Origin of the sequence: Aeromonas sp. QDB18 (genome assembly GCF_027705325.1) — a bacterium.
GTDB classification, from domain to species: Bacteria; Pseudomonadota; Gammaproteobacteria; order Enterobacterales; family Aeromonadaceae; genus Aeromonas; species Aeromonas caviae.
This window is the reverse complement of the sequence record NZ_JAPDBQ010000019.1, coordinates 1-19,699: the sequence shown is the minus strand read 5'-3', so window position 1 is coordinate 19,699 and position 19,699 is coordinate 1. Positions and strand designations below refer to the sequence as shown.

The following is a 19,699-nucleotide window of genomic DNA, read 5'->3' as shown; positions in this document are numbered from 1 at the left end:
GCCACCCGGGAGGGTGGCTTTTTTTCATGCTGCCAGAGAGGCTTTTTTCAAGCGGGTTCGATGGCCAGTACCTGACATTGCGGTTCTTTTATCTGAAATCGCACGTTCACATCGAACAATCTGACACCGTACACCTTGTCATCCGGCTTGCCCTTCTTGTAAGCAGGGCGGGGATCCTGGGCCAGCACCTCCCTCACCAGTTCACGCAGCTCCGGGTGGGCCTTGAGCCAGGGGGCGAGCTGCTGCTCGGCCTGGGCGCTGAAGCTCACCGCCAGCGGCGGGGTGGGGGCATCTGGGGCGAAACCGCCACGGGCGTGGGGCAGGCTGTCGGCATAGGGGACATAGGGCTTGATGTCGACGACCGGGGTGCCGTCGAGCAAGTCCACCGCGCCCAGCTCGAGCCAGAGCTTGCCGCGCTCACGTCCCACCCCGTGCAGCTCGACCACGGAGAGGCCGAGGGGGTTGGGGCGGAAGGTGGAGCGGGTGGCAAAGACCCCGACCCGCTCGTTGCCGCCGAGGCGCGGCGGGCGCACCGTCGGGTGCCAGCCCTGATCCATGGTCTGGTGAAACACGAAGCTGATCCAGAGATGGGAGAATTGCTCGATGCCGCGCAGCACATCGGGCTGATCATAGGGAGGAAGCAGTTCGAGGCGGGCGCGAGCCGCGCTGACCAGACCGGGCTGGCGGGGTATGGCGAACTTCTCCTTGTAGGGAGAGCGGATGATCCCTAGGGTATCGATATCGAACTTCATGGCGGATCCTGGCTGAAAACCCGGGCAATGTAGCACAGGCACGCCGAAAACGCAGGGGGAGCACCAGGACGCAGCCCCTGTGATCCCGATCCCAGACCCGGTGCCCGGGGGCTGTGTCCTGGTGCCAACTTGCGTAGGGTGGGGCGGCAAAAGGGGTGGCGGGGGAGTGGGCAAGGAGCCTGCTGCCCGCACCATGACGATATGCCTGGCGGCATCAGGGCGTGCCTGGGACGTGTGCTCACCATGCCAGGCCATGGCCGTTTCGGCTGCCCGTGGAGGGGCTGCAAGGAGAGGGCGCCATAGAGGAGAGACAGGGATGAAATTGTTGATTATCGGCGGCACCGGCTTTCTGGGTCGCCACCTGACCACGCTGGCCCTGGATTGGGGGCACGAGGTGACGCTGTTCAATCGCGGCCACCGCCAGCACCCGGATTGGCGGGAGCTGACCCAGCTTCACGGGGACAGAGACGGGGACCTGGCCCCCTTGCGGGGCGAAGGGCGGCACTGGGATCTGGTCATCGACACCTGCTGCTATCGCCCCGAACAGGCCGAAGGGCTCTCTGACGCCCTGCTGGGGCGCTGCGATCGGCTCATCTTCATCTCCACCATCAGTGTCTATCGCGATTTTTCCCAACCCGGCATGGATGAGTCGGCCCCCCTGCACGAGATGGCAGGAACGCCCACCGACTACGGCCCCCTCAAGGTGCTGTGCGAGTCGGTGTATCGCGCCCGCTGGGGAGATCGCCTGTGCACCCTGCGCCCCGGCGTGCTCTGCGGCCCCTTTGACCCGACCGCTCGTCTTGCCTGGTGGGTGAGGCGGGTGCAGCGGGGCGGGCCCTGGCTCTTGCCGGGGCTGGGGGAGGACAGGCTGCAATACCTGGATGTACGCGACTGCGCCGAGTTCGTGCTGCGGGCTGCCGAGCAGCGACTCGCTGGGTGCTTCAACCTGATCAAGCCCGGCATCGCACTGAACGACTGGGTGGAGCGTCTTGCTGCCCGGCTGACGCCAGCGATCCCCTTGCAGCTCGAGTGGGCTCCCTGGCGTGACCTGATGGCGGCAGGGGTGGCGCCCTGGCAAAGCTATCCCACGCTGCTGCCAAACGAGCTGCCCGAGTATGCAGGGTATGGCACCATCAGCGCCGAGGCCGCCATCGTCCATGGGCTGAACTTTCGCCCCCTGGAGGAGACGGTTGACGATCTGGTGGTATGGCTTGCCAGCAACCCCCGGGGGCCGCTGCCGGGCATGACCTCTGATGAGGAACAGGCCTTGCGACGACGAGTGGAGGTTTCCTTGTCATCGAATGCGTACTAGCCGGCATCATAAAGAAGAGGGCACCCCGGGGTGCCCTCTTCTCATGTGGGGTGTTCATCCATGACGGGGCTCAGCGCAGCAATGCCCCCGCCTCGGCCAGCAGGGTTCTCAGCACACTGCGATGGCAGCGGGACTCCTGTTCGCAGTAGCACCCCACCGAGAAATGGGTAGTGTGGGAGAGGGCGGCCAGCAGGGCCAGATCGTGCTTCGCGGCCGGGGTGGCCATCTCGGCCTTGTACTGCTTGCAGAAGGCGGTCCACCGGGCCGGGGTGTCGGCAGTCTGACCGAGTTTCATGGTCTCGGCGCTGGGGGCCAGATTGGGGAACCAGACGTCGTACCAATCCTGGCTGGCGAACGCCGCTTTGGGCACGCCGCGAGGGGGGCGACGCACGGTGCCGATGCGAAGCCCCTCATCCTCGAGGCGGGGGCTGCCGAGTCGCACGATGGCGATCGCCATGGCAGGACTTACTTCTCTTCGGCCACTTTCAGCGCCTGACCGTAGCAGATCACCTGCTTCAGGCAGCCGGGCACGTCGCTGAACTCGGCGCACTTGTCGAAGCTGACGCCGTTACCCCCCATGTCCGCCACGCGGCGGCGGGCCAGGGTGCGGGCTTCACCGGCATTGGGCACCGCCTGATTGGCATCGCTCTGGCAGGATTCCCCCTCGACGGTGCCGAGGTAGAGGTAGTTGAGGTCGGCGAGCTCGCTCTGCTCGTAGATCCGCACGCTCCCCGGCTTGAAGTACTCGTCGAAGTTTTCCTTGTCCAGATTGCTGTTGAAGGCGAAGTCGGCGCAACCGGAGGCAATCAGGGGCATCATCAGGATCAGGCGTTTCATATCGGCATCTTGTTGGGTGGCGAGTGGGCCATTATAGGGGGCAGTCGCCGATGGCGACCAGCCCCATTTTTAGCCATATCAATGGATTGTAGCGAGACGACCCCGGATCAGGCGGGGGCCAGTCGCCGGTGCAGGCTGCGGTAGTGATCATCTTCCAGTAGCTCCTGGTGGGGGGCACACAGACGGATGCGACCCTCTTCCATCAGGGCTACCCTGTCCATCCGTTCCAGCCCCAGCAGGCGGTGGGAGATGAGCAGCAGGGTGCGATCCGCCCCCAGGGTCAGCAGCAGATCCATGATCTCCCGTTCGGTCTGGGTATCGAGCCCTTCGGTGGGCTCGTCCAGCAGCCAGAGCGGGGCATCGTGGAGCAGGGCGCGGGCGATGCCGATGCGGCGGCGCTCCCCGCCGGAGAGCGGACGCCCGCCATCCCCGAGCCAGGCATCCAGTCCCTGTTCGGCCTGCTCACCCTCATCGCGCAGCAGAGTCCCGAGCCCCACCTGGGTGAGCACCTCGATGAGCCGTTCGTCGCTGGCTCCGGGGGCGGCCAGGGTGAGGTTGCCACGCAGGGTATCGGCAAACAGGTGGACCCGCTGGCTCACCACGGAGCAGGAGGCGCGCAGCGCCTCTTCGCTGTAATCGGTGAGGGGCTTGCCATCGAGCAGGATCTCCCCCGATAGAGCCGTCCATTCCCGGGTCAGCAACCCCATCAGGGTGGACTTGCCACAGCCGGTCTGCCCCAGCAGCGCCAGCTTCTCCCCGGTATGCAGTTGCAGGGTGCACCCTTGCAGCACGGGAGCATCCTGGCCTGGATAGGTGAAATGCAGGTCGCTTATCTGCACGGCACCCTGGGCAGCGGGGGCTTGCTGTGCGCCCCACTCCGGCGCCTTGGCCTCTTGCAGGATCTCGTTGAGACGGCGGGCGGAGGTGAGGCTGGTGGAGAGGTGCTGGAAGGCACCGGCCAGCGGCAGCAGCGCCTCGAAGCTCGCCAGGGTAGCGAACACCATGAGTGCCGTGATGGGGTCAGGGGCATTGCCACCGACGCCGTGACCGGCCAGCCAGAGCATCAGGGTCAGAGTCCAGCCGCTCAGCAACTGCACCGAGAAGGCGGCCAGGCCGCTGACGCGGGCCATGCGGGCCTGGGCCCGGATCAGGGCCTGCTCCGCCTGCTGCAATCCGGTGAGCGCCTCGGGAGCGGCGGCGAACATCTGCAGTTCGGCCTGGCCGTCCAGATAGTCCACCATGCGGGTGCGCAGGTTGGACTTCTCGGCGATGAGCTGGCGGCCCGGCGCGCGCCCGGCAAAATAGAAGACCAGGGGCAAGGCCAGCATGCCAAAGAGCAGAATGGCTCCCAGCGTCAGCGCCAGGCGACCATCGAAGAAGGAGAGGAAGAAGACCAGCCCGGCGCAGCTCAGCAGCGCCGCCCCAATGGGGGTGATGAGGCGCAGATAGACGTGATCCATGGCATCGATGTCGGCCACCAGACGGTTGAGCAGGTCAGCCTGGCGAAAACCGGCAAGGGAGCCGGGGGAGAGAGGGGAGAGCTTTTGCCAGAACCAGACCCGCAGCCGGGTCAGCACCCGGAAGGTGGCGTCGTGGCTCACGACCCGCTCGCCCCAGCGACTGGCGGTGCGCACGATGGAGAAGAAACGCACGCCCCCCGCAGGGGTCATGTAGTTGAAGGTGTCTCGGGTGGCGACCGCCAGCCCGGCGACGGCGGCGGCGGAGAGGAACCAGCCGGAGAGGGAGAGCAGGCCCATGCCGGCCACCAGGGTGACCAGGGCCAGCAGCAGGCCGATGGAGAGGCTGAGCCAGTGCTGGCGATAAAGGCGCAGGAACGGCAATAGATCAGTCATCGAGAGAGTCTCCGAAACCTTGGGATTGCGACAGGAGGCGGGCGAAGGGGCCCTGGGCCTCGCCGAGTGCGGCAAAACGTCCCTGCTCCACCAGCTTGCCGTGCGCCAGCACCAGGATGTTGTCCATCTGGCTGAGCTGATCGAGGCGGTGGGTGATCATCAGCAGGGTCTGACCTTGTGCGGCCTGTTCGAGGGCGCTCATGACGGCTCGCTCAGAATGGCGATCCAGGCTGGCAGTGGGTTCATCCAGCACCATCATCTGGGTCGTCTTGAGCAGGGTACGGGCAAGGGCGATGCGCTGGGCCTGGCCGACGGAGAGGCCGCCCGCCTGATCCCCGACCCGATAGCCCAGCCCTTTCTCATTGACGAACTCCCAGGCCTGGGCGCGCTTGAGCGCGGATTCCAGCTCGGCGTCGCTGGCGGATGGTCTGGCCAGCAGCAGGTTGTCCCGCAGGGAGCTGTGGAAGAGTTGGGGATTCTGGGAGAGCCAGCCTAGCTGCTGGCGCCACTGGCTGATGTCCAGGGTACGAAGCTCCACTCCGTTGACGCACAGGGAACCGCGATAGGGGGCAAAACCGAGCAGGGCATTGACCAGGGAGCTCTTGCCCGCGCCGCTGATGCCGACTAGGGCGGTGCGCGTGCCGGCTTCCAGCGTGAAATCGAGGGGACCGACCAGCACCTTGCCCTCGGCGCTCAGCACTTCCAGGCTGCGGGCTTCTACCTTGACGGGGCCATCCGCATGGAAGGGGAGCGTCCCGGAGGCGGGTTCGCTCACGTCGGCCTCGAGAAATTCCAGCAGTTGTTCGGCTGCGCCAATGGCCTGTGCCTTGGCGTGATAGTGGGCACCGAGTTCCCGCAGCGGCGCGTAGAACTCGGGGGCGAGGAAGAGCACGAACAGGCCGGTAAAGAGGGTGACCTTGACGCCATAGCTGCCAAAGTTGAGGTGATCGATGTAGGAGAAACCGAAGTAGACGGCCACCAGGGCCACCGCGATGGCGGCGAAGAACTCCAGCACGGCCGTGCTCAGAAAGGCGAGGCGCAGCACCTCCATGGTGCGCTCGCGAAAATCTTCCGATGCATCGCGGATGGCCTCCCCTTCCGCCCGGGTGCGCATGAAAAGCTGCAGGGTGCGCAGCCCCTTGAGGCGATCGAGGAAGTGGCCTGAGAGACGCGCCAGCGACTGGAAGTTGCGGCGGTTGGCATCGGCGGCACCCACCCCTACCAGGATCATGAAGAGGGGAATGAGGGGGGCCGTGCCGAGCAGAATGAGGCCCGCCGCCCAGTTGACCGGGAACACGGAGACCAGGATCACCAGGGGAATAAAGACGGCGATGGCCATCTGGGGCAGATAGCGGGAGAAGAAGTCCTGCATCTCTTCGATCTGCTCGAGCAGCAGGCTGGCCCAGCTACCGGCGGGACGACGCTGGATATAGGCAGGGCCGAGCCTGGCGAGGCGGGTGAGCACCAGCTCGCGGATGGCCTGGCGAACAGCACTGCCCGCCTTGAAACTCGCCACCTCGCGGCCATAGGCCAGGGCCGCCTTGGTCAGGGTCACCAGCAACAGACTGATGAAGAGGGGGGCGGAGTGCTCCGGCGTGGAGCCTTCGATGATGAAACCGTGCAGCAGGGTCGCCAGCAACCAGGCCTGCATCACCATCAGGACGCCCTGACCCAGCCCGAAGGCGATGGAGATGCCGATCCAGCGCCGACCATGGCCCGATTGTTTGCGCAACCAGCCATAGAGATGTTTCTGTCTGTTCTTGTCCATTACCACCCTCCTCAAACGAGTGGCGCAAGACTATCGTCGCCCCCACGGCTTGGCAACCTTGCAGAACCGGGCGGAGGAACATCATTGTGTGAAAAATCGGCTTCATGCTCATTAGTTGGCCGAACAGCTTGATTTATGGCAAAAAATGCGAGGTCGGTGATTGCGCTCGGCGGCAAAATGCATATAGTAGAGGCCACTGACGCGGGTGTAGTTCAATGGTAGAACGGTAGCTTCCCAAGCTGCATACGTGGGTTCGATTCCCATCACCCGCTCCACATTCCAGATAGCGGCACGCGCCGTTGTCCATATCAGCCAGATGGCTGTCTGTCGTGGGGATTCCCCATCACACCAAGCAAGTTTTGATGCCTAGCGGGCATCGTATAATGGCTATTACCTCAGCCTTCCAAGCTGATGATGCGGGTTCGATTCCCGCTGCCCGCTCCAGTCTTCACACAAAAAGCCCACTCCTGCGAGTGGGCTTTTTGTTGTCTGTTTTTTGATGCCGGCGAGAGTGCCAGAGCGGCCAAGCTGAAAGGCGCAGACATGGAAAAGGCGCCACAGGGCGCCTTTTCAACACGGGAGTGGGGAGGATTACTCCTGCTCCAGCTCGCCGCAGAAGCGATAGCCTTCGCCATGGATGGTGGCGATGATCTCCGGGGTGTCGCCCACGCTCTCGAAGTGCTTGCGAATACGGCGGATGGTCACGTCCACGGTGCGGTCGTGGGGCTTGAGTTCGCGGCCCGTCATCTTCTTGAGCAGCTCGGCACGGGTCTGGATCTGGCCCGGGTTCTCGCAGAAGTGCAGCATAGCGCGGAACTCGGAGCGGGGCAGCTTGAACATGTCGCCAGCCGGGCTGACCAGGGCGCGGCTGTTGATGTCCAGGGCCCAGCCATTGAACAGATAACGTTCCACCAGCTTCTTCTCTTCGCCACCGGCGGCCACGTTCATGGTGCGACTCAGCAGGTTGCGGGCACGGATGGTCAGTTCACGGGGATTGAACGGCTTGGTGATGTAGTCATCTGCACCGATCTCCAGCCCCAGGATCTTGTCCACTTCGTTGTCGCGACCAGTCAGGAACATCAGGGCGATGTTGTCGTCTTCACGCAGCTCGCGCGCCAGCAGCAGGCCGTTCTTGCCCGGCAGGTTGATGTCCATGATCACCAGGTTGATGGTGTGGCTGGTCAGGGCCTGGTGCATCTCGTCACCGTTGTTGGCTTCCAGCACGATGTAGCCTTCGGCTTCGAAGATGCTCTTGAGGGTGTTGCGGGTGACCAGCTCGTCTTCGACGATCAGAATATGTGGTGTTTGCATGAGTATTCCCAGATTCTTATCAGTTAATTATCGAAATTTTAACACTCTTTGGCGTTATCCGACCGGTCCTGAAAATTTATTACGTCATCCTGGGTATGAATATCAGGTCGAATCATCGCGAATTTGGTAACTATGTCGGCAAGCATCCCTGTGCCGTACATGGGCTCTCAACAAGTCTGAACAAGAGAAGCCCGGAGAGGTAGTCCATTACAAAAGTTGCTGCATTTTATCAGTTAACAGGCGCATAACAACACTCTTTGCCGTCAGATAGCAACTTTTTAACTCAGCTTTGATATAAGTCAATCCCCGAGTTCGCTGCATCATACTTGGGCTGACCCGCTTTTTCGCCCTTAATAAATGTAATGGGATGTAACATGTGGTTGACATGACTTTGTGGGAAAACTACAGAAAAGTGTGCTTCATCGCCCCCTTTGCGCCTCCCAGCTGCCCAGCCTATGCCATTGTCACGGCCTGGAACCCGGCCAGCCGGTGGGTGGGGCTGCGCCGCAATGCCCGTCGCCAGCGAGCCCTTGTCCGGCAAGTGGGTGAGTGTCCCGTCATGGGAGAGGTCTGGGGGAGCGATGAGGATGAGCGCTGGCAGGAGGCGTCGCTGTTGTTGCCGCTTTCGCTGCCAGAGGCGATCCGGCTGGCCGCCCGATTTGGCCAGAATGCCCTCTATTGGGTGCGTGAAGGAGAGCTCTGGCTGGTGCCCGTGTTGCTGGAAGGGCCGCCCTGTCATCTGGGGGCGCTTGCGTCCCGCTGGCGGCTCAGGCCTTCGGGCTGACATGGCCCCCCGCCATCCGCACAGGGCACCCGGCCGGTGGATTGTCAGCGCCCCGACATGATGAAAGAATGAGCGGACACATTTCACTCCATGGAAGGATGATGATCATGCTGGACCTGCTGCCCGACCTTTGCGATGAACATGGCGATGCCCTTAGGATCGCTGACCCCCTGTTTCAGGACTATGGTGGCAAGGCGCTGTTTTACGGCGAGGCCGTGACCCTCTCCTGCTTTGAAGACAACAGCCTGGTGCGTGATCTGGTCAATCGTCCCGGCCATGGCAAGGTGATGGTGATCGACGGGGGCGGCTCCCTGCGTCGGGCGCTGCTCGGGGATCAGCTGGCCATCAAGGCGGTGGAGCAGGGGTGGGAGGGGATCCTCATCAATGGTGCCGTGCGGGATGTGGGGACGCTGGCGACCCTGGCGCTGGGGGTCAAGGCCCTGGCCCCCTGCCCGGTCAAGACCGAAAAACGGGGCCTGGGCACGCTGGACACCGTGGTCTCTTTTGCCGGTGTGACCATAGCGCCCGGCGACTATGTCTACGCCGACCTCAACGGTGTGCTGGTGAGCGGCGCCAGGCTCCTCTGAACCTCAGAAGTTGAAGCCCACGCCCAGAGTGAGAAAGTGTTCCGTGCTGAAGGCACTGAGTCCGTAATTGGCGGTGATGGCCAGGGAGGGTGTCACCAGCAGGCTGCTGTTGAGCTCAACCAGGGTGCTGGCCTTGCTCACCTCCAGTTGCTTGAGCTGGCTGCCGATGTTGAGTGACGGGGAGAGGCGATAGCGCACCCCAGAGCTGATATTGAACCCGGCCTGCCCGCTTTGGCGGCCGATGGCGGGGCCGGCCTCCATGTAGAGGCTGATGTCATCCTGAAGCGGGTATTGATAGCCGGTATTGATGAGCCAGAGGTCGAAGTTGTCGCCAAGGTGGCTCTGGTTGCCGAGCAGTACGCCGGAATAGCTTTTGACGTAGAGCGGGTTGTCCGATTCGGTCTGGAGAAAACTCCAGTCGGCGGCCTGAGCCGAAAAGACGAGGCTGGATGCCATGGCGATGACGAGAGACTTGACCATTCGTTTCCCCTCCCTGGGTCCGAACAGGACTACAAGCATGGCACATGCCAGCGGGGAGTAAAGGGAACCCCGATCACAATAAAAGAGTTTTGATTGACGCCGCAGTCATGGTACACAGGCCCCTCACTCCGTGTCGTTACGACACGCTCCATCACGAGGTGAACTGATGAACAACAAACTGATCCTGCTGGCCGCTCTGGCCCTGGGAGGCTGCGCCATGACTACGGGTTCCACGCTGGCACAATTGCAGGCATCGACCTGGCAACTGCAAGGGGCGAGCGGTGATACCTTCACCCTGCAGGTCGCCGGTGACAAGGTGGCGGGCAAGGGCGGCTGCAACCGCTACTTTGGCGGCATCACAGAGCAGGGTGACGGCGTGTTGACGCTGGGCGCCATGGGTTCGACGCGCATGATGTGTGCGGGGGATCTGGCCGGCAAGGAGATGAACTACCTGCAGACCCTGGAGAAGGTGGCGAGCTTCCAGATCAGCGGCAAACAGCTGGTGCTCAAGGATGCCGACAAGGCCACCTTGCTGACCTTTGACGCCGTGAAATAAGCCGGGATCTCGTCAAAGGCTGTCGCAGGCGACCCCTGCGCCAGCGTGCAGGAGAATGTGAAAAGGGGCTCCATGGCGTCCCTTTTTGTGCCTGATGCCGGGTCATCCCCCTCGCTGGAAGCGAAACCGCTTCTTGCGCCGGTAGGGATAGACATCCTCGAACATCCCCTCCTTGATGTTGCTCTGCAGCATCTTCCAGTAGTTGGCGTCGAAGAGCTCCTTGTGCAACTGCATCATGATCTCCCGCACCTGGGGTTTTTGCAGCAGGAAGGTGGCGAACTCCTCCGGGAAGATGTCGTTGGGTGCCACCGAATACCAGGGTTCGGCGCTCCACTCGTCCTCCGGGTAGCGGGGCGGCGGGATCTGGCGGAAGTTGCACTCCGTCATATAGCAGATCTCGTCGTAGTCATAGAAGACCACCCGGCCGTGGCGAGTCACCCCGAAGTTCTTGAACAGCATGTCGCCGGGGAAGATGTTGGCCGCCGCGAGCTGGCGGATGGCGTTGCCGTACTCCTCCAGGGCGAGGCGGGTCTGCTGTTCGTCCGCCTGATCCAGATAGAGGTTCAGGGGGATCATCTTGCGCTCGGTGTAGAGGTGTTTGATCACCAGCTTGTCGGCGGTGAGGGTAAGCGCAGAGGGGGCCACCGCCTTGAGCTCGGCCAACAGCTCCGGCGAGATGCGATCGAGGGGAAACTCGAAGTTGGTGAACTCCTGGGTATCTGCCATGCGGCCCACTCTATCGTGCTGTTTTACCAGCCGGTATTTCTCCTTCACTTGCTCGTGGCTCACCTCCTTGGGCGGGGTGAACTCGTCTTTTATCACCTTGAACACCACATCGTAGGAGGGGAGGGTGAACACGCTCATCACCATCCCCTTGATGCCGGGCGCGATGACGAACTGCTCCCGGCTCTGGGCCAGGTGCTGCTGGTAGTGGCGATAGAGCTCGGTCTTGCCGTGCTTCTGGCAGCCGATGGCGTTGTAGATTTCATAGTCCGGCTTGCGGGGCATGATCTGGCGAAGGAAGGCCACAAAGAGCGCCGGTACCGGGGCATAGACCATGAAGTAGGCGCGGGCGAAGCCGAACACGATGGAGGCCAGCTCCGGCTCGAAGATGACGGTGTCCACATAGATGCTCTGACCGGTGCTGAGCAAGGGCAGGATGAAGGGATAGACTTCGCCCTTCACCCGGATGAGCCCCACCAGATAGGCTCCCTTGTTGCGATAGAACACCTCCCTGAGCAGCTCGATGGCGAAGGGCTCCTCGTGCAGGATGGCCGGGCCGCTCTCTGCCAGATGGCGGTGGATGTCCATGATGTCCCGCTGCTTGTCTTCGAAAGGGAGGGTGAAGCTGTAATCCCCGAGCAGCTGGCTCAGGGTCTGGGGCAGGTGGGAGAGATCGGTGCGATAGATACGCAGCAAGGATCCCAGGTCAGGCTTGTCGCCCCGGCTCACGAAGGGGTGAATATAAAGGTTCTCGTCGCGGATGTTGCGATGGCGGAAGATGCGGCGATAGACGGAATTGAAGAAAGACTCCGCCACCTCGAAGTTCTCGCAGCGGGGCAGGAGATCGCTGAAGGCGCCTTTCACCTGCTTGAGCAGGGCCTGGGTCGGCAGCTGCTCCCCCATCATCTGTTTGATCTGCGCCGTGGTGGCGCCGACATGGTGATCATAGAGGCGGATGCGCTCTCGACCGGCGAGCTGCACCCCCAGCCAGTCGCTGTTCTCGAAACGGCTCTTGCTGCCCTGGGTTATCTCGAGAAAGCGGCTGTAAAACGACTCAAAACGTTGCAGGATCGTCTCGGCGACCGCCTGCTCCAATGGCTGCTGCATCTCTCTCTTCCTTGTGATCTGTCGGGCCCATGGCGTCAGTGCCCTGAGGCGGCGGACTCGCGTCCAAGGCCACTATGGCAACATCCAAACATCTGTTCAAGTGGCAATATTTCGGGATAAACGGTAGATTGCGCCCCTGTTTTGCCGACGGTTCGCCGCAGTTCGCGGCGTCGGCCCCATCCTGGAGAGAACCCGATGAAACTCTATTTTGTGCTGGTGTCGCCGGCCCGTGCCGCCAACGTGGGGGCTGCTGCCCGCGCCATGAAGACCATGGGCTTCGATGCCATGCGACTGGTGGGGAGCCGGGTGCACGAAGAGGAGGAGGCGAGCTGGGTTGCCCACGGGGCGCAGGAGATCCTGACGGATGCGCAAGCCTTCGACACCCTGGAAGAGGCCCTGGCGGACATGGATCTGGTGGTCGCCACCACCGCCCGGCAGCGCGGCCGCTACCAGCACTACCTCACCCCGGCGGACATTCGCGACCAGATCAGGGCCAAGCCCTCCCTCGAGAAGGTGGCCATCGTGTTTGGCTGCGAGGAGTCCGGACTCTCCAACGAACAGCTCGCCCAGGTGGATCTCATCAGCTACCTGCCTCTCAAGGTCTCATACCCGTCCCTGAACCTGGGTCAGGCGATCATGCTGTATGCCTATGAGCTGAGTCCGCTGCTCGATGACCAGAAAGTGAGCGACGAGCAGGACGTAGCAGAAAATTTCGAGAGTGCCGGGCAGGTTCGCGTGCTGAAATCAAAAACAGCAGAATTGCTTGGTGAACTCGGAGTTTCGCAGGATGAAAAACTGCATCAATGGGTGATGGACCGAGTGCCCATGCTGCCGCAGCGGGATCTCAATATGCTCCATCTGCTCTGCAAAGACCTTGCCCGCAAGTTTGGCAAGGAGGTTTAGGTTGACAGCCCCTCGCCGGGCGCGGTATTGCTAACAACCAGATTCGTTCAAGAGTGTTCGTCATGCAGCTATTCACCAACATCATCACCACCACCATTATTACCGGTACCACCACAGGTGGCACTGGGGCCGGTTGATGCGCTGACGAACAAGCACAGAAATCAGAAAAAGGCCCGTACCCACCCAGTACGGGCCTTTTTTGTTGGATTGTTTTTAGACCAATTAGCAGATCAATTTGCAGGGAATACAGGGAGATAGCGATGAGAGTGTTGAAATTTGGCGGGTCGTCACTGGCCGACGCAGAGCGTTTCTTGCGGGTTGCCGATATCGCGGTGAATACCCACGGCCAATCCCAGGTGGCCCTGGTGCTGTCGGCACCGGCCAAGGTGACCAATCACCTGGTCGCCCTGGTGGAACAGACCAGTCGCGGCATGGATGCAAGCAGTACCCTGTTCGAGATCAACGGCATCTTCTCCCGCCTGCTGGCCGGCTTGAAGGCCGCCTATCCTGCGCTGGATGACAAGGCGCTGCAGACCCGTCTCACCGCCGAGCTGGATCAGGTCGAGCGGCTGATGCAGGGTATCCGTCTGCTGGGGCTGTGCCCGGACAACGTCCAGGCCCGCATCCTGAGCCGTGGCGAGAACCTCTCCATCGCCTTCATGCACGAGCTCTTGCGGGTGCGCGGCCTCGAGCTGGATCTCATCGTGCCCGAGCAGTTGCTGGTCACCGATGGCGGCTACCTCGAAGCCCATGTGGACATCGAAGCCTCCCGGGTGCGCTTCGCCGCCAAGGGCCTGCGCTCTGACTGTCTCTACCTGATGCCGGGCTTCACCGGTGGCAGCGACAAGGGCGAGACCGTGCTGCTGGGCCGCAACGGCTCCGACTATTCCGCCGCCGTCTTGGCCGCCTGCGTCGATGCCGAGTGCTGCGAGATCTGGACCGACGTGGAGGGCTGCTACAACTGCGACCCTCGCCTGGTACCGGACGCCTACCTGCTCAAAACCCTCTCCTATAAAGAGGCGATGGAGCTCTCCTACTTCGGTGCCAAGGTGCTGCACCCGAAGACCATCGCCCCCGTGGCCCAGTTCCACATTCCCTGCCTCATCAAGAACAGCTTCAACCCCCAGGGTCCGGGTACCCTCATCGGGGTCGATCAGGGGGATGACGATCTGAAGGTGAAGGCCATCTCGGATCTCTCCGGCATGTGCATGTTCAACGTCTCCGGTCCCGGCATGAAGGGCATGGTGGGCATGGCCGGTCGCATCTTCTCCGCCGTCTCCCGCGCCGGGGTCAGCATCGTGCTGATCACCCAGTCGTCCTCCGAGTACAGCGTCAGCTTCTGTATCCACAGCTACGACAGCGACAAGACCCGCAAGGTGCTGGAGCGCGAGTTCGAGCTGGAGTTCAAGAACCAGTTGCTGGACCCGCTCGAGATCATGACCGATCTGGCCATCATCTCCCTCATCGGCGATGGCATGCGTACCTCCAAGGGGATGGCGGCGCGCTTCTTCACCTCCCTGGCCCAGGCCTCCATCAACATCGTCGCCATCGCGCAAGGGTCGAGCGAGCGCTCCATCTCCGCGGTCGTGCGCTCCGGCAAGGTGGCGGAAGCCATCAAGGCGTGCCACCAGAACTTCTTTGGCAGCCAGCAGTTCATCGATCTCTTCGTGGTCGGGGTGGGTGGCGTCGGTGCGGCCCTGGTGGATCAGATTGCCCGCCAGCAGCCGGTACTGGCCGAGCAGGGCACCGGTCTGCGGGTGGTCGGCATCGCCAACAGCCGTCAGATGGCGGTCAACAAGGATGGTCTGGCCCTCGCCAACTGGCGTGAACAGCTGGTGGAAGCACAAGGCAGTTTCAGCCTGGAGGCGGTGAAGAAGCTGGTGGAAGAGAGCCACCTCATCAACCCGGTGATCGTCGATTGCACCTCGAGCGAAGCCGTGGCCGTCCAGTACGCCGATTTCCTGGGGGCCGGTTTCCACGTGGTCACCCCGAACAAGAAGGCCAACACCGGGTCGCTGGATTACTACAAGGCGCTGCGTCGCACCGCCCGTCAGACCCGCCGCAAGTTCCTGTACGAGACCAACGTGGGCGCAGGCCTGCCGGTCATCGAGAACCTGCAAAACCTCATCAAGGCCGGTGACAAGCTGCGTGCCTTCGACGGCATCCTGTCCGGGTCGCTCTCCTTCATCTTCGGCAAGCTGGACGAGGGGATGGCCTTCTCTGAGGCTACCCAGATCGCCCGCGGCAACGGCTTCACCGAGCCGGATCCCCGCGATGACCTGAATGGCATGGACGTGGCTCGCAAGCTCCTGATCCTGGCCCGCGAGGCCGGCATGGCGCTGGAGCTCTCCGATGTGGAGGTGGAGCAGGCACTGCCGCCGGGCTTTGATGTGAGCGGCGACGTGGAAGCCTTCATGGCCCGCCTGCCCGAGGCCGACGGCTGGTTCCGCGACCAGTTCGCGGCGGCCCAGCGTGAAGGCAAGGTGCTGCGCTACGTCGGCTCCATCGAGGGTGGCAAGTGCAAGGTGGCCATCAAGGCGGTGGGTGGTGACGAGCCCCTGTTCAAGGTAAAAGACGGGGAGAACGCGCTCGCCTTCTTCTCCACCTATTACCAGCCCATCCCCCTGGTACTGCGCGGCTATGGCGCAGGGACCGAAGTGACCGCCGCCGGTGTCTTCGCCGACGTGCTGCGCACCCAGAACTGGAAGCAGGAGCTGTAACATGAGTTCAGAGATGAACCCGAATGTAGAAATCGGCGGCAGCGTGGTGGCCTATGCCCCGGCCTCCAGCGCCAACCTGAGCGTGGGCTTTGACGTCCTGGGGGCGGCGCTCGCCCCCGTGGATGGCTCCCTGCTGGGTGACCGCGTCCAGGTCAAATCGGCAGAGGTGCCTTTCGCTCTCTCCTCCGTTGGCCGTTACGCCCACAAGTTGCCGGACGACCCGAAAAAGAACATCCTCCACGACTGCTGGGTCGCCTATGGCGAGGCGCTTGAGAAGCGCGGCCTGGGTCTCAAGCCGCTGGAAATGGTGCTGGAGAAGAACCTGCCGGTGGGCTCGGGCCTGGGATCGAGCGCCTGCAGCGTGGTGGCGGCGCTGGAAGGACTCAACGCCTTCCACGGTGCGCCCCTGAATGAACACGACCTGCTGCTGCTGATGGGGGAGATGGAAGGGAAGATCTCCGGCTCCGTCCATTACGACAACGTGGCGCCCTGTTATCTGGGCGGCATGCAGCTGGTGCTGGAGGAGGGGGGCGTCATCAGCCAGGGCATCCCGGTGTTTGACGAGTGGTACTGGGTGGTCTGCTACCCGGGCACCGTGGTCTCCACCGCCGCCGCCCGCGCCATCCTGCCGGCCCAGTATCGTCGCCAGGACTGCCTCACCTATGGCCGCCGACTTGCCGCCTTCGTGCATGCCAGCTACAGCCGCCAGGAAGGGCTGGCCGCCAGCGTCCTGAAAGACGTGATCGCCGAGCCTTATCGCGCGGCCCTGATTGAAGGCTTCAACGAGGTGCGGGCCCAGGGGGCCCAGAACGGGGCGCTGGCCACCGGCATCTCGGGGTCCGGTCCCACCGTGTTCGTGGTGATGAAGGATCTGGCCCAGGCCGAACGCATGAAAGAGTGGATGGAAGCGCACTTCGTGCGCAATGAAGATGGATTTGCCCGGGTCTGCAAACTGGACATGGCCGGGGCACGGGTAACAGGAAGCGAGCTATGAATCTTTACAACATCAAGGACAAGAGTGAACAGGTGAGCTTCGCGCAGGCGGTGCGTCAGGGTCTGGGCCGCGAGCAGGGGCTGTTCTTCCCAGAGACCCTGGAGCCGCTGGCCGACGTGGATGCCCTGCTGGATCTGCCGCTGGCCGAGCGCTCGGCCCGCATCCTGAGCCACCTGCTGGGTGACGAAGTACCGGCTGCCAAGGTGAGCGAGCTTATCGATGCTGCTTTCACCTTCCCGGCGCCCCTGGTGAAGCTCAAAGATGGCACCTATGCCCTCGAGCTGTTCCACGGCCCGACCCTGGCGTTCAAGGATTTCGGCGGCCGCTTCATGGCCCAGTGTCTGGCTGCGTTCAGAACCAATGACAAGATCACCATTCTCACCGCCACCTCCGGCGACACCGGCGCCGCCGTGGCCCACGCCTTCTACGGCCTGGAGGGGATTGAAGTGGTGATCCTCTACCCCAAGGGCAAGATAAGCCCCTTGCAGGAGGCGCTCTTCTGCACCCTCGGCGGCAACATCCGCACCCTCGCCATCGACGGTGACTTCGATGCCTGCCAGGCGCTGGTCAAAGATGCCTTCGACGATGAAGGGCTCAAGACCGCCATCGGCCTCAACTCCGCCAACTCCATCAACATCAGCCGCCTGCTGGCCCAGGTTTGCTACTACTTCGAAGCCGTGGCCCAGTTGCCGAAAGCCGATCGCGCCAAGGCGGTCATCAGCGTGCCGTCCGGCAACTTTGGCAACCTCACCGCGGGTCTCATCGCCAAGGCGCTGGGGCTGCCGGTGAAGCGCTTTATCGCCGCCACCAACGCCAACGACACCGTGCCGCGCTACCTGAAAACCGGCCAGTGGGAGCCGCACCAGACAGTCGCGACCCTGTCGAACGCCATGGACGTGAGCCGCCCCAACAACTGGCCGCGCGTGGAAGAGCTGTGCCGTCGCAAGGGCTGGGCGCTGGAAACCTTGGGCTCAGGGATGCGCGACGATGCCCAGACCCGGGATGCGTTGCAGCGCCTGCATCAGCTGGATTACCTGTGCGAGCCCCACGGGGCGATTGCCTGGGATCTGCTGAACGAGCAGCTTGGGCAAGACGAGGTCGGTGTGTTCCTCTGCACCGCCCATCCGGCCAAGTTCAAGGAGTCGGTAGACGAGATCCTGAATCTGGATGTACCGCTGCCGGGCCCGCTCGCCAAGCACGCCGCGCTGCCGCTCCTGTCTCACGATCTGCCCGCTGACTTTGGCCGCCTCAAGGCCTTCCTGCTCGGTTAAGCCGTCATGAGACGCTGACGATCCCCCGCTTTTTCGCGAGAGCGGGGGATTTTTTATGTCCGGTATTGATGTCCGGTATTGGGCGGGTAGCCCGCCCAGATCCCCCTGAAACAAGGAGCACGGCATGAGCCCGCATCCCCTGCGCACCCTGATCGAGACCTGTGACGCCGCCATCTCCCGGCGCGACTTCGACGCCCTGATGGCCTTCTACGCCGAAGACGCCGCCCTGGTGGTCAAACCCGGCATGGTAGTGCGCGGCATTCCCGCCATCCGCCGCGCCTTCACTGCCATCTCCGATTACTTTGACGGTCAGCTTGAGGTGACCCAGGGGGCCATGGAGGTGATCGAGGGGGCAGACAATGCCCTGGTGATCATGGAGACCCGGCTGCGCTACCCGGTCGGGGAGGGGTGGATCGACGAGACCCGGCGCGCCACTTATGTGTTTCGCAAAGAGCCCGGCGGGCAGTGGCGCTGCACGGTGGACAACTCCTACGGCACCACGCTGCTGGGGGCGCAGCAGCCCGGCGATCGGCCTGCAACCGACTAGCGCAGTCACACTGGCTCGGTGCAGCCAGAGTGCGTGTATAGCGTGCGTAATCAAGGCTCAGCATCAAGGCCGTGCTGCCAGACCGGTTAGTCAGATTGAGTAGCCAGATTGAGTAGCAAGAGCCAAGCCATCCAGGCCGGGGAACCCGAGCCGCACGCAGGGCACCGCTCTGCCTGGGAGGGGGCATCACAGCGCAGCCCACGGCGCAACTCCCCGTTTTGGTTGTGCCTCACAACCTGCTGGAAGAAAGTGTGCTGACAGTGATTGCTGCGACGTTTTTACGAATCTGGTTTGCACTCTGGTTGTTATGTTCGCCCCTGGCAGCACAACCCTGTCTGTGGGTCATTTCCGGCCCTCCGTGGCCCGTTGACCCGGTCTGCCGTGGCTGCTAATCAGGGTACTGCTTGACACCGTTCATGGACGAGCAGAGCCGCAGATGCCTCGACGGCGCGGCTTATCGACAACAACAACACCACAGTGCAGGGAGCAAACCATCATGTGGCCGTACCGAAAAATAGTGACCCAGTCCCTCAAAACCCCCCTGATGATCGCCAGGATCATGTTTTACCTGGCCCTGTTATTGGTCTTCCCCCTGCCAATGATCATGCTATCGGACTCTCCAGCGGCAGAGATCGGGCGTTTCTCTTACATCCTGGTGACGTTTCCCATCGCCATGGGACTGATGCTGATATCGAGCCTGATGGCTATCCTGATCGCCATGGTGGAGTCGCGCAACCAGCAGCCACCCCAGGGGCGGTGGTAAGAGGGCCCTCGCTTTGCGAGCCATCCAATAAAAAACCATCCCGGGCGGGATGGTTTTTGGACTTCCAAATTGGGACTCCCACCTTTTTGCCAGCAATTCGCCCGGCACTGTGGTCAGCGGCGATGCCATCAGCCACCTTGTTAATCCGATAGATCCCGTTTTACTCCCTTGGCATTTGTTTGGTGTCAGGCATTACAACGTCTGAACACTCGGCCCGCCAAGTAAAAATCGCTTGCTTGCCCGATCTCTAGCGGGTTCTTGGAGGAACTGTGTGTGATGAGAGAGATAGCCAGCTAAGCAATGGCTGGCTCAGAAAGGTGGGTGTCCTAGGGAAGGTGCGAACAAGTCCCTGACATGAGATCATGTTTGTCATCTGGAGCCATGAAAAAGGGTTCATCATGAGTCATCAGCTCACCTTCGCCGACAGTGAA

At 62.4% G+C, this 19,699-nt stretch carries 18 protein-coding genes, 2 tRNA genes and 1 other annotated feature; of the genes, 12 read left to right on the top strand and 8 right to left on the bottom strand.

What is annotated here, in order from left to right:
* Positions 1 to 47: 47 nt before the first annotated feature.
* Positions 48 to 752, bottom strand: coding sequence for a tRNA (N6-threonylcarbamoyladenosine(37)-N6)-methyltransferase TrmO (gene tsaA, locus OKC30_RS05220; protein ID WP_041214760.1), 705 nt, complete (start codon positions 750 to 752; stop codon positions 48 to 50).
* A gap of 316 nt (positions 753 to 1,068) precedes the next feature.
* On the opposite strand from tsaA, the gene OKC30_RS05215 reads away from it, so the two are divergent.
* Positions 1,069 to 2,064 carry an NAD-dependent epimerase/dehydratase family protein gene (locus OKC30_RS05215; RefSeq protein ID WP_270667819.1) on the top strand — a complete coding sequence of 332 codons (996 nt, stop codon included), beginning with the start codon at positions 1,069 to 1,071 and terminating at the stop codon, positions 2,062 to 2,064.
* A gap of 70 nt (positions 2,065 to 2,134) precedes the next feature.
* Here the strand turns inward: OKC30_RS05215 and OKC30_RS05210 are convergent, their stop codons facing one another.
* From OKC30_RS05210 to cydD, 4 genes are all read right to left on the bottom strand, one after another.
* On the bottom strand, positions 2,135 to 2,521 hold the full coding sequence (locus OKC30_RS05210) for a DUF488 domain-containing protein (protein WP_010673577.1): 387 nt from the start codon (positions 2,519 to 2,521) through the stop codon (positions 2,135 to 2,137).
* Positions 2,522 to 2,529: 8 nt separating this feature from the next.
* Positions 2,530 to 2,901, bottom strand: a complete 372-nt coding sequence (gene rcsF / locus OKC30_RS05205) for an Rcs stress response system protein RcsF (protein ID WP_010673578.1) — start codon at positions 2,899 to 2,901, stop codon at positions 2,530 to 2,532.
* Between the two features lie 107 nt (positions 2,902 to 3,008).
* Entirely contained in the window at positions 3,009 to 4,754 is a 1,746-nt protein-coding gene (cydC, locus tag OKC30_RS05200) for a heme ABC transporter ATP-binding protein/permease CydC (RefSeq protein WP_270666143.1), read from the bottom strand.
* A complete protein-coding gene (gene cydD / locus OKC30_RS05195; RefSeq protein ID WP_270663006.1) occupies positions 4,747 to 6,522 on the bottom strand; it encodes a heme ABC transporter permease/ATP-binding protein CydD in 1,776 nt (591 codons plus the stop codon). The genes cydC and cydD overlap by 8 nt, the downstream gene beginning before the upstream one ends.
* 201 nt (positions 6,523 to 6,723) lie before the next feature.
* Between cydD and OKC30_RS05190 the strand changes: the two genes are divergently transcribed.
* Both OKC30_RS05190 and OKC30_RS05185 read left to right on the top strand, forming a co-directional pair.
* A tRNA-Gly gene (locus OKC30_RS05190) sits at positions 6,724 to 6,797 on the top strand.
* Between the two features lie 94 nt (positions 6,798 to 6,891).
* Positions 6,892 to 6,966: transfer RNA gene (locus OKC30_RS05185), tRNA-Gly, on the top strand.
* Between the two features lie 147 nt (positions 6,967 to 7,113).
* On the opposite strand, the gene arcA is transcribed toward OKC30_RS05185, so the two are convergent.
* Positions 7,114 to 7,833: a two-component system response regulator ArcA gene (gene arcA, locus OKC30_RS05180; RefSeq protein ID WP_010673581.1), complete on the bottom strand. Its 720-nt coding sequence runs from the start codon at positions 7,831 to 7,833 to the stop codon at positions 7,114 to 7,116.
* 385 nt (positions 7,834 to 8,218) lie between these two features.
* Between arcA and OKC30_RS05175 the strand changes: the two genes are divergently transcribed.
* The gene (locus tag OKC30_RS05175; protein ID WP_082180751.1) at positions 8,219 to 8,617 is read left to right on the top strand and encodes a DUF3293 domain-containing protein; all 399 of its coding nucleotides are present in this window, start codon (positions 8,219 to 8,221) and stop codon (positions 8,615 to 8,617) included.
* Between the two features lie 107 nt (positions 8,618 to 8,724).
* A complete protein-coding gene (locus OKC30_RS05170) occupies positions 8,725 to 9,204 on the top strand; it encodes a putative 4-hydroxy-4-methyl-2-oxoglutarate aldolase (RefSeq protein WP_048208766.1) in 480 nt (159 codons plus the stop codon).
* Between the two features lie 3 nt (positions 9,205 to 9,207).
* Here OKC30_RS05170 and OKC30_RS05165 read toward each other — a convergent pair whose 3' ends face one another.
* Positions 9,208 to 9,684: a hypothetical protein gene (locus OKC30_RS05165; protein WP_270667814.1), complete on the bottom strand. Its 477-nt coding sequence runs from the start codon at positions 9,682 to 9,684 to the stop codon at positions 9,208 to 9,210.
* A 166-nt stretch (positions 9,685 to 9,850) separates the two neighbouring features.
* On the opposite strand from OKC30_RS05165, the gene OKC30_RS05160 reads away from it, so the two are divergent.
* Positions 9,851 to 10,240, top strand: a complete 390-nt coding sequence (locus tag OKC30_RS05160) for an META domain-containing protein (protein ID WP_039039356.1) — start codon at positions 9,851 to 9,853, stop codon at positions 10,238 to 10,240.
* Between the two features lie 102 nt (positions 10,241 to 10,342).
* Here the strand turns inward: OKC30_RS05160 and aceK are convergent, their stop codons facing one another.
* Positions 10,343 to 12,070 (bottom strand): bifunctional isocitrate dehydrogenase kinase/phosphatase, encoded by a 1,728-nt coding sequence (gene aceK, locus OKC30_RS05155; RefSeq protein WP_104454506.1) that lies wholly within the window; start codon positions 12,068 to 12,070, stop codon positions 10,343 to 10,345.
* A gap of 195 nt (positions 12,071 to 12,265) precedes the next feature.
* Between aceK and OKC30_RS05150 the strand changes: the two genes are divergently transcribed.
* The 6 genes from OKC30_RS05150 (at position 12,266) to OKC30_RS05125 (ending at position 19,268) form a co-directional block, all read left to right on the top strand.
* The gene (locus tag OKC30_RS05150; RefSeq protein WP_039039357.1) at positions 12,266 to 12,973 is read left to right on the top strand and encodes a tRNA/rRNA methyltransferase; all 708 of its coding nucleotides are present in this window, start codon (positions 12,266 to 12,268) and stop codon (positions 12,971 to 12,973) included.
* A 69-nt stretch (positions 12,974 to 13,042) separates the two neighbouring features.
* Positions 13,043 to 13,176: a sequence feature (Thr leader region), on the top strand.
* Between the two features lie 57 nt (positions 13,177 to 13,233).
* Positions 13,234 to 15,693: a bifunctional aspartate kinase/homoserine dehydrogenase I gene (gene thrA / locus OKC30_RS05145; protein WP_216944492.1), complete on the top strand. Its 2,460-nt coding sequence runs from the start codon at positions 13,234 to 13,236 to the stop codon at positions 15,691 to 15,693.
* Positions 15,694 to 15,706: 13 nt separating this feature from the next.
* The gene (gene thrB / locus OKC30_RS05140; protein WP_010673589.1) at positions 15,707 to 16,687 is read left to right on the top strand and encodes a homoserine kinase; all 981 of its coding nucleotides are present in this window, start codon (positions 15,707 to 15,709) and stop codon (positions 16,685 to 16,687) included.
* Positions 16,684 to 17,958 (top strand): threonine synthase, encoded by a 1,275-nt coding sequence (gene thrC / locus OKC30_RS05135; protein WP_104454503.1) that lies wholly within the window; start codon positions 16,684 to 16,686, stop codon positions 17,956 to 17,958. Before thrB ends, thrC begins: the two co-directional genes overlap by 4 nt.
* Before the next feature lie 124 nt (positions 17,959 to 18,082).
* Positions 18,083 to 18,505 (top strand): YybH family protein, encoded by a 423-nt coding sequence (locus OKC30_RS05130; protein ID WP_270667807.1) that lies wholly within the window; start codon positions 18,083 to 18,085, stop codon positions 18,503 to 18,505.
* A gap of 496 nt (positions 18,506 to 19,001) precedes the next feature.
* The gene (locus OKC30_RS05125; protein WP_010673592.1) at positions 19,002 to 19,268 is read left to right on the top strand and encodes a hypothetical protein; all 267 of its coding nucleotides are present in this window, start codon (positions 19,002 to 19,004) and stop codon (positions 19,266 to 19,268) included.
* Positions 19,269 to 19,699: the final 431 nt, after the last annotated feature.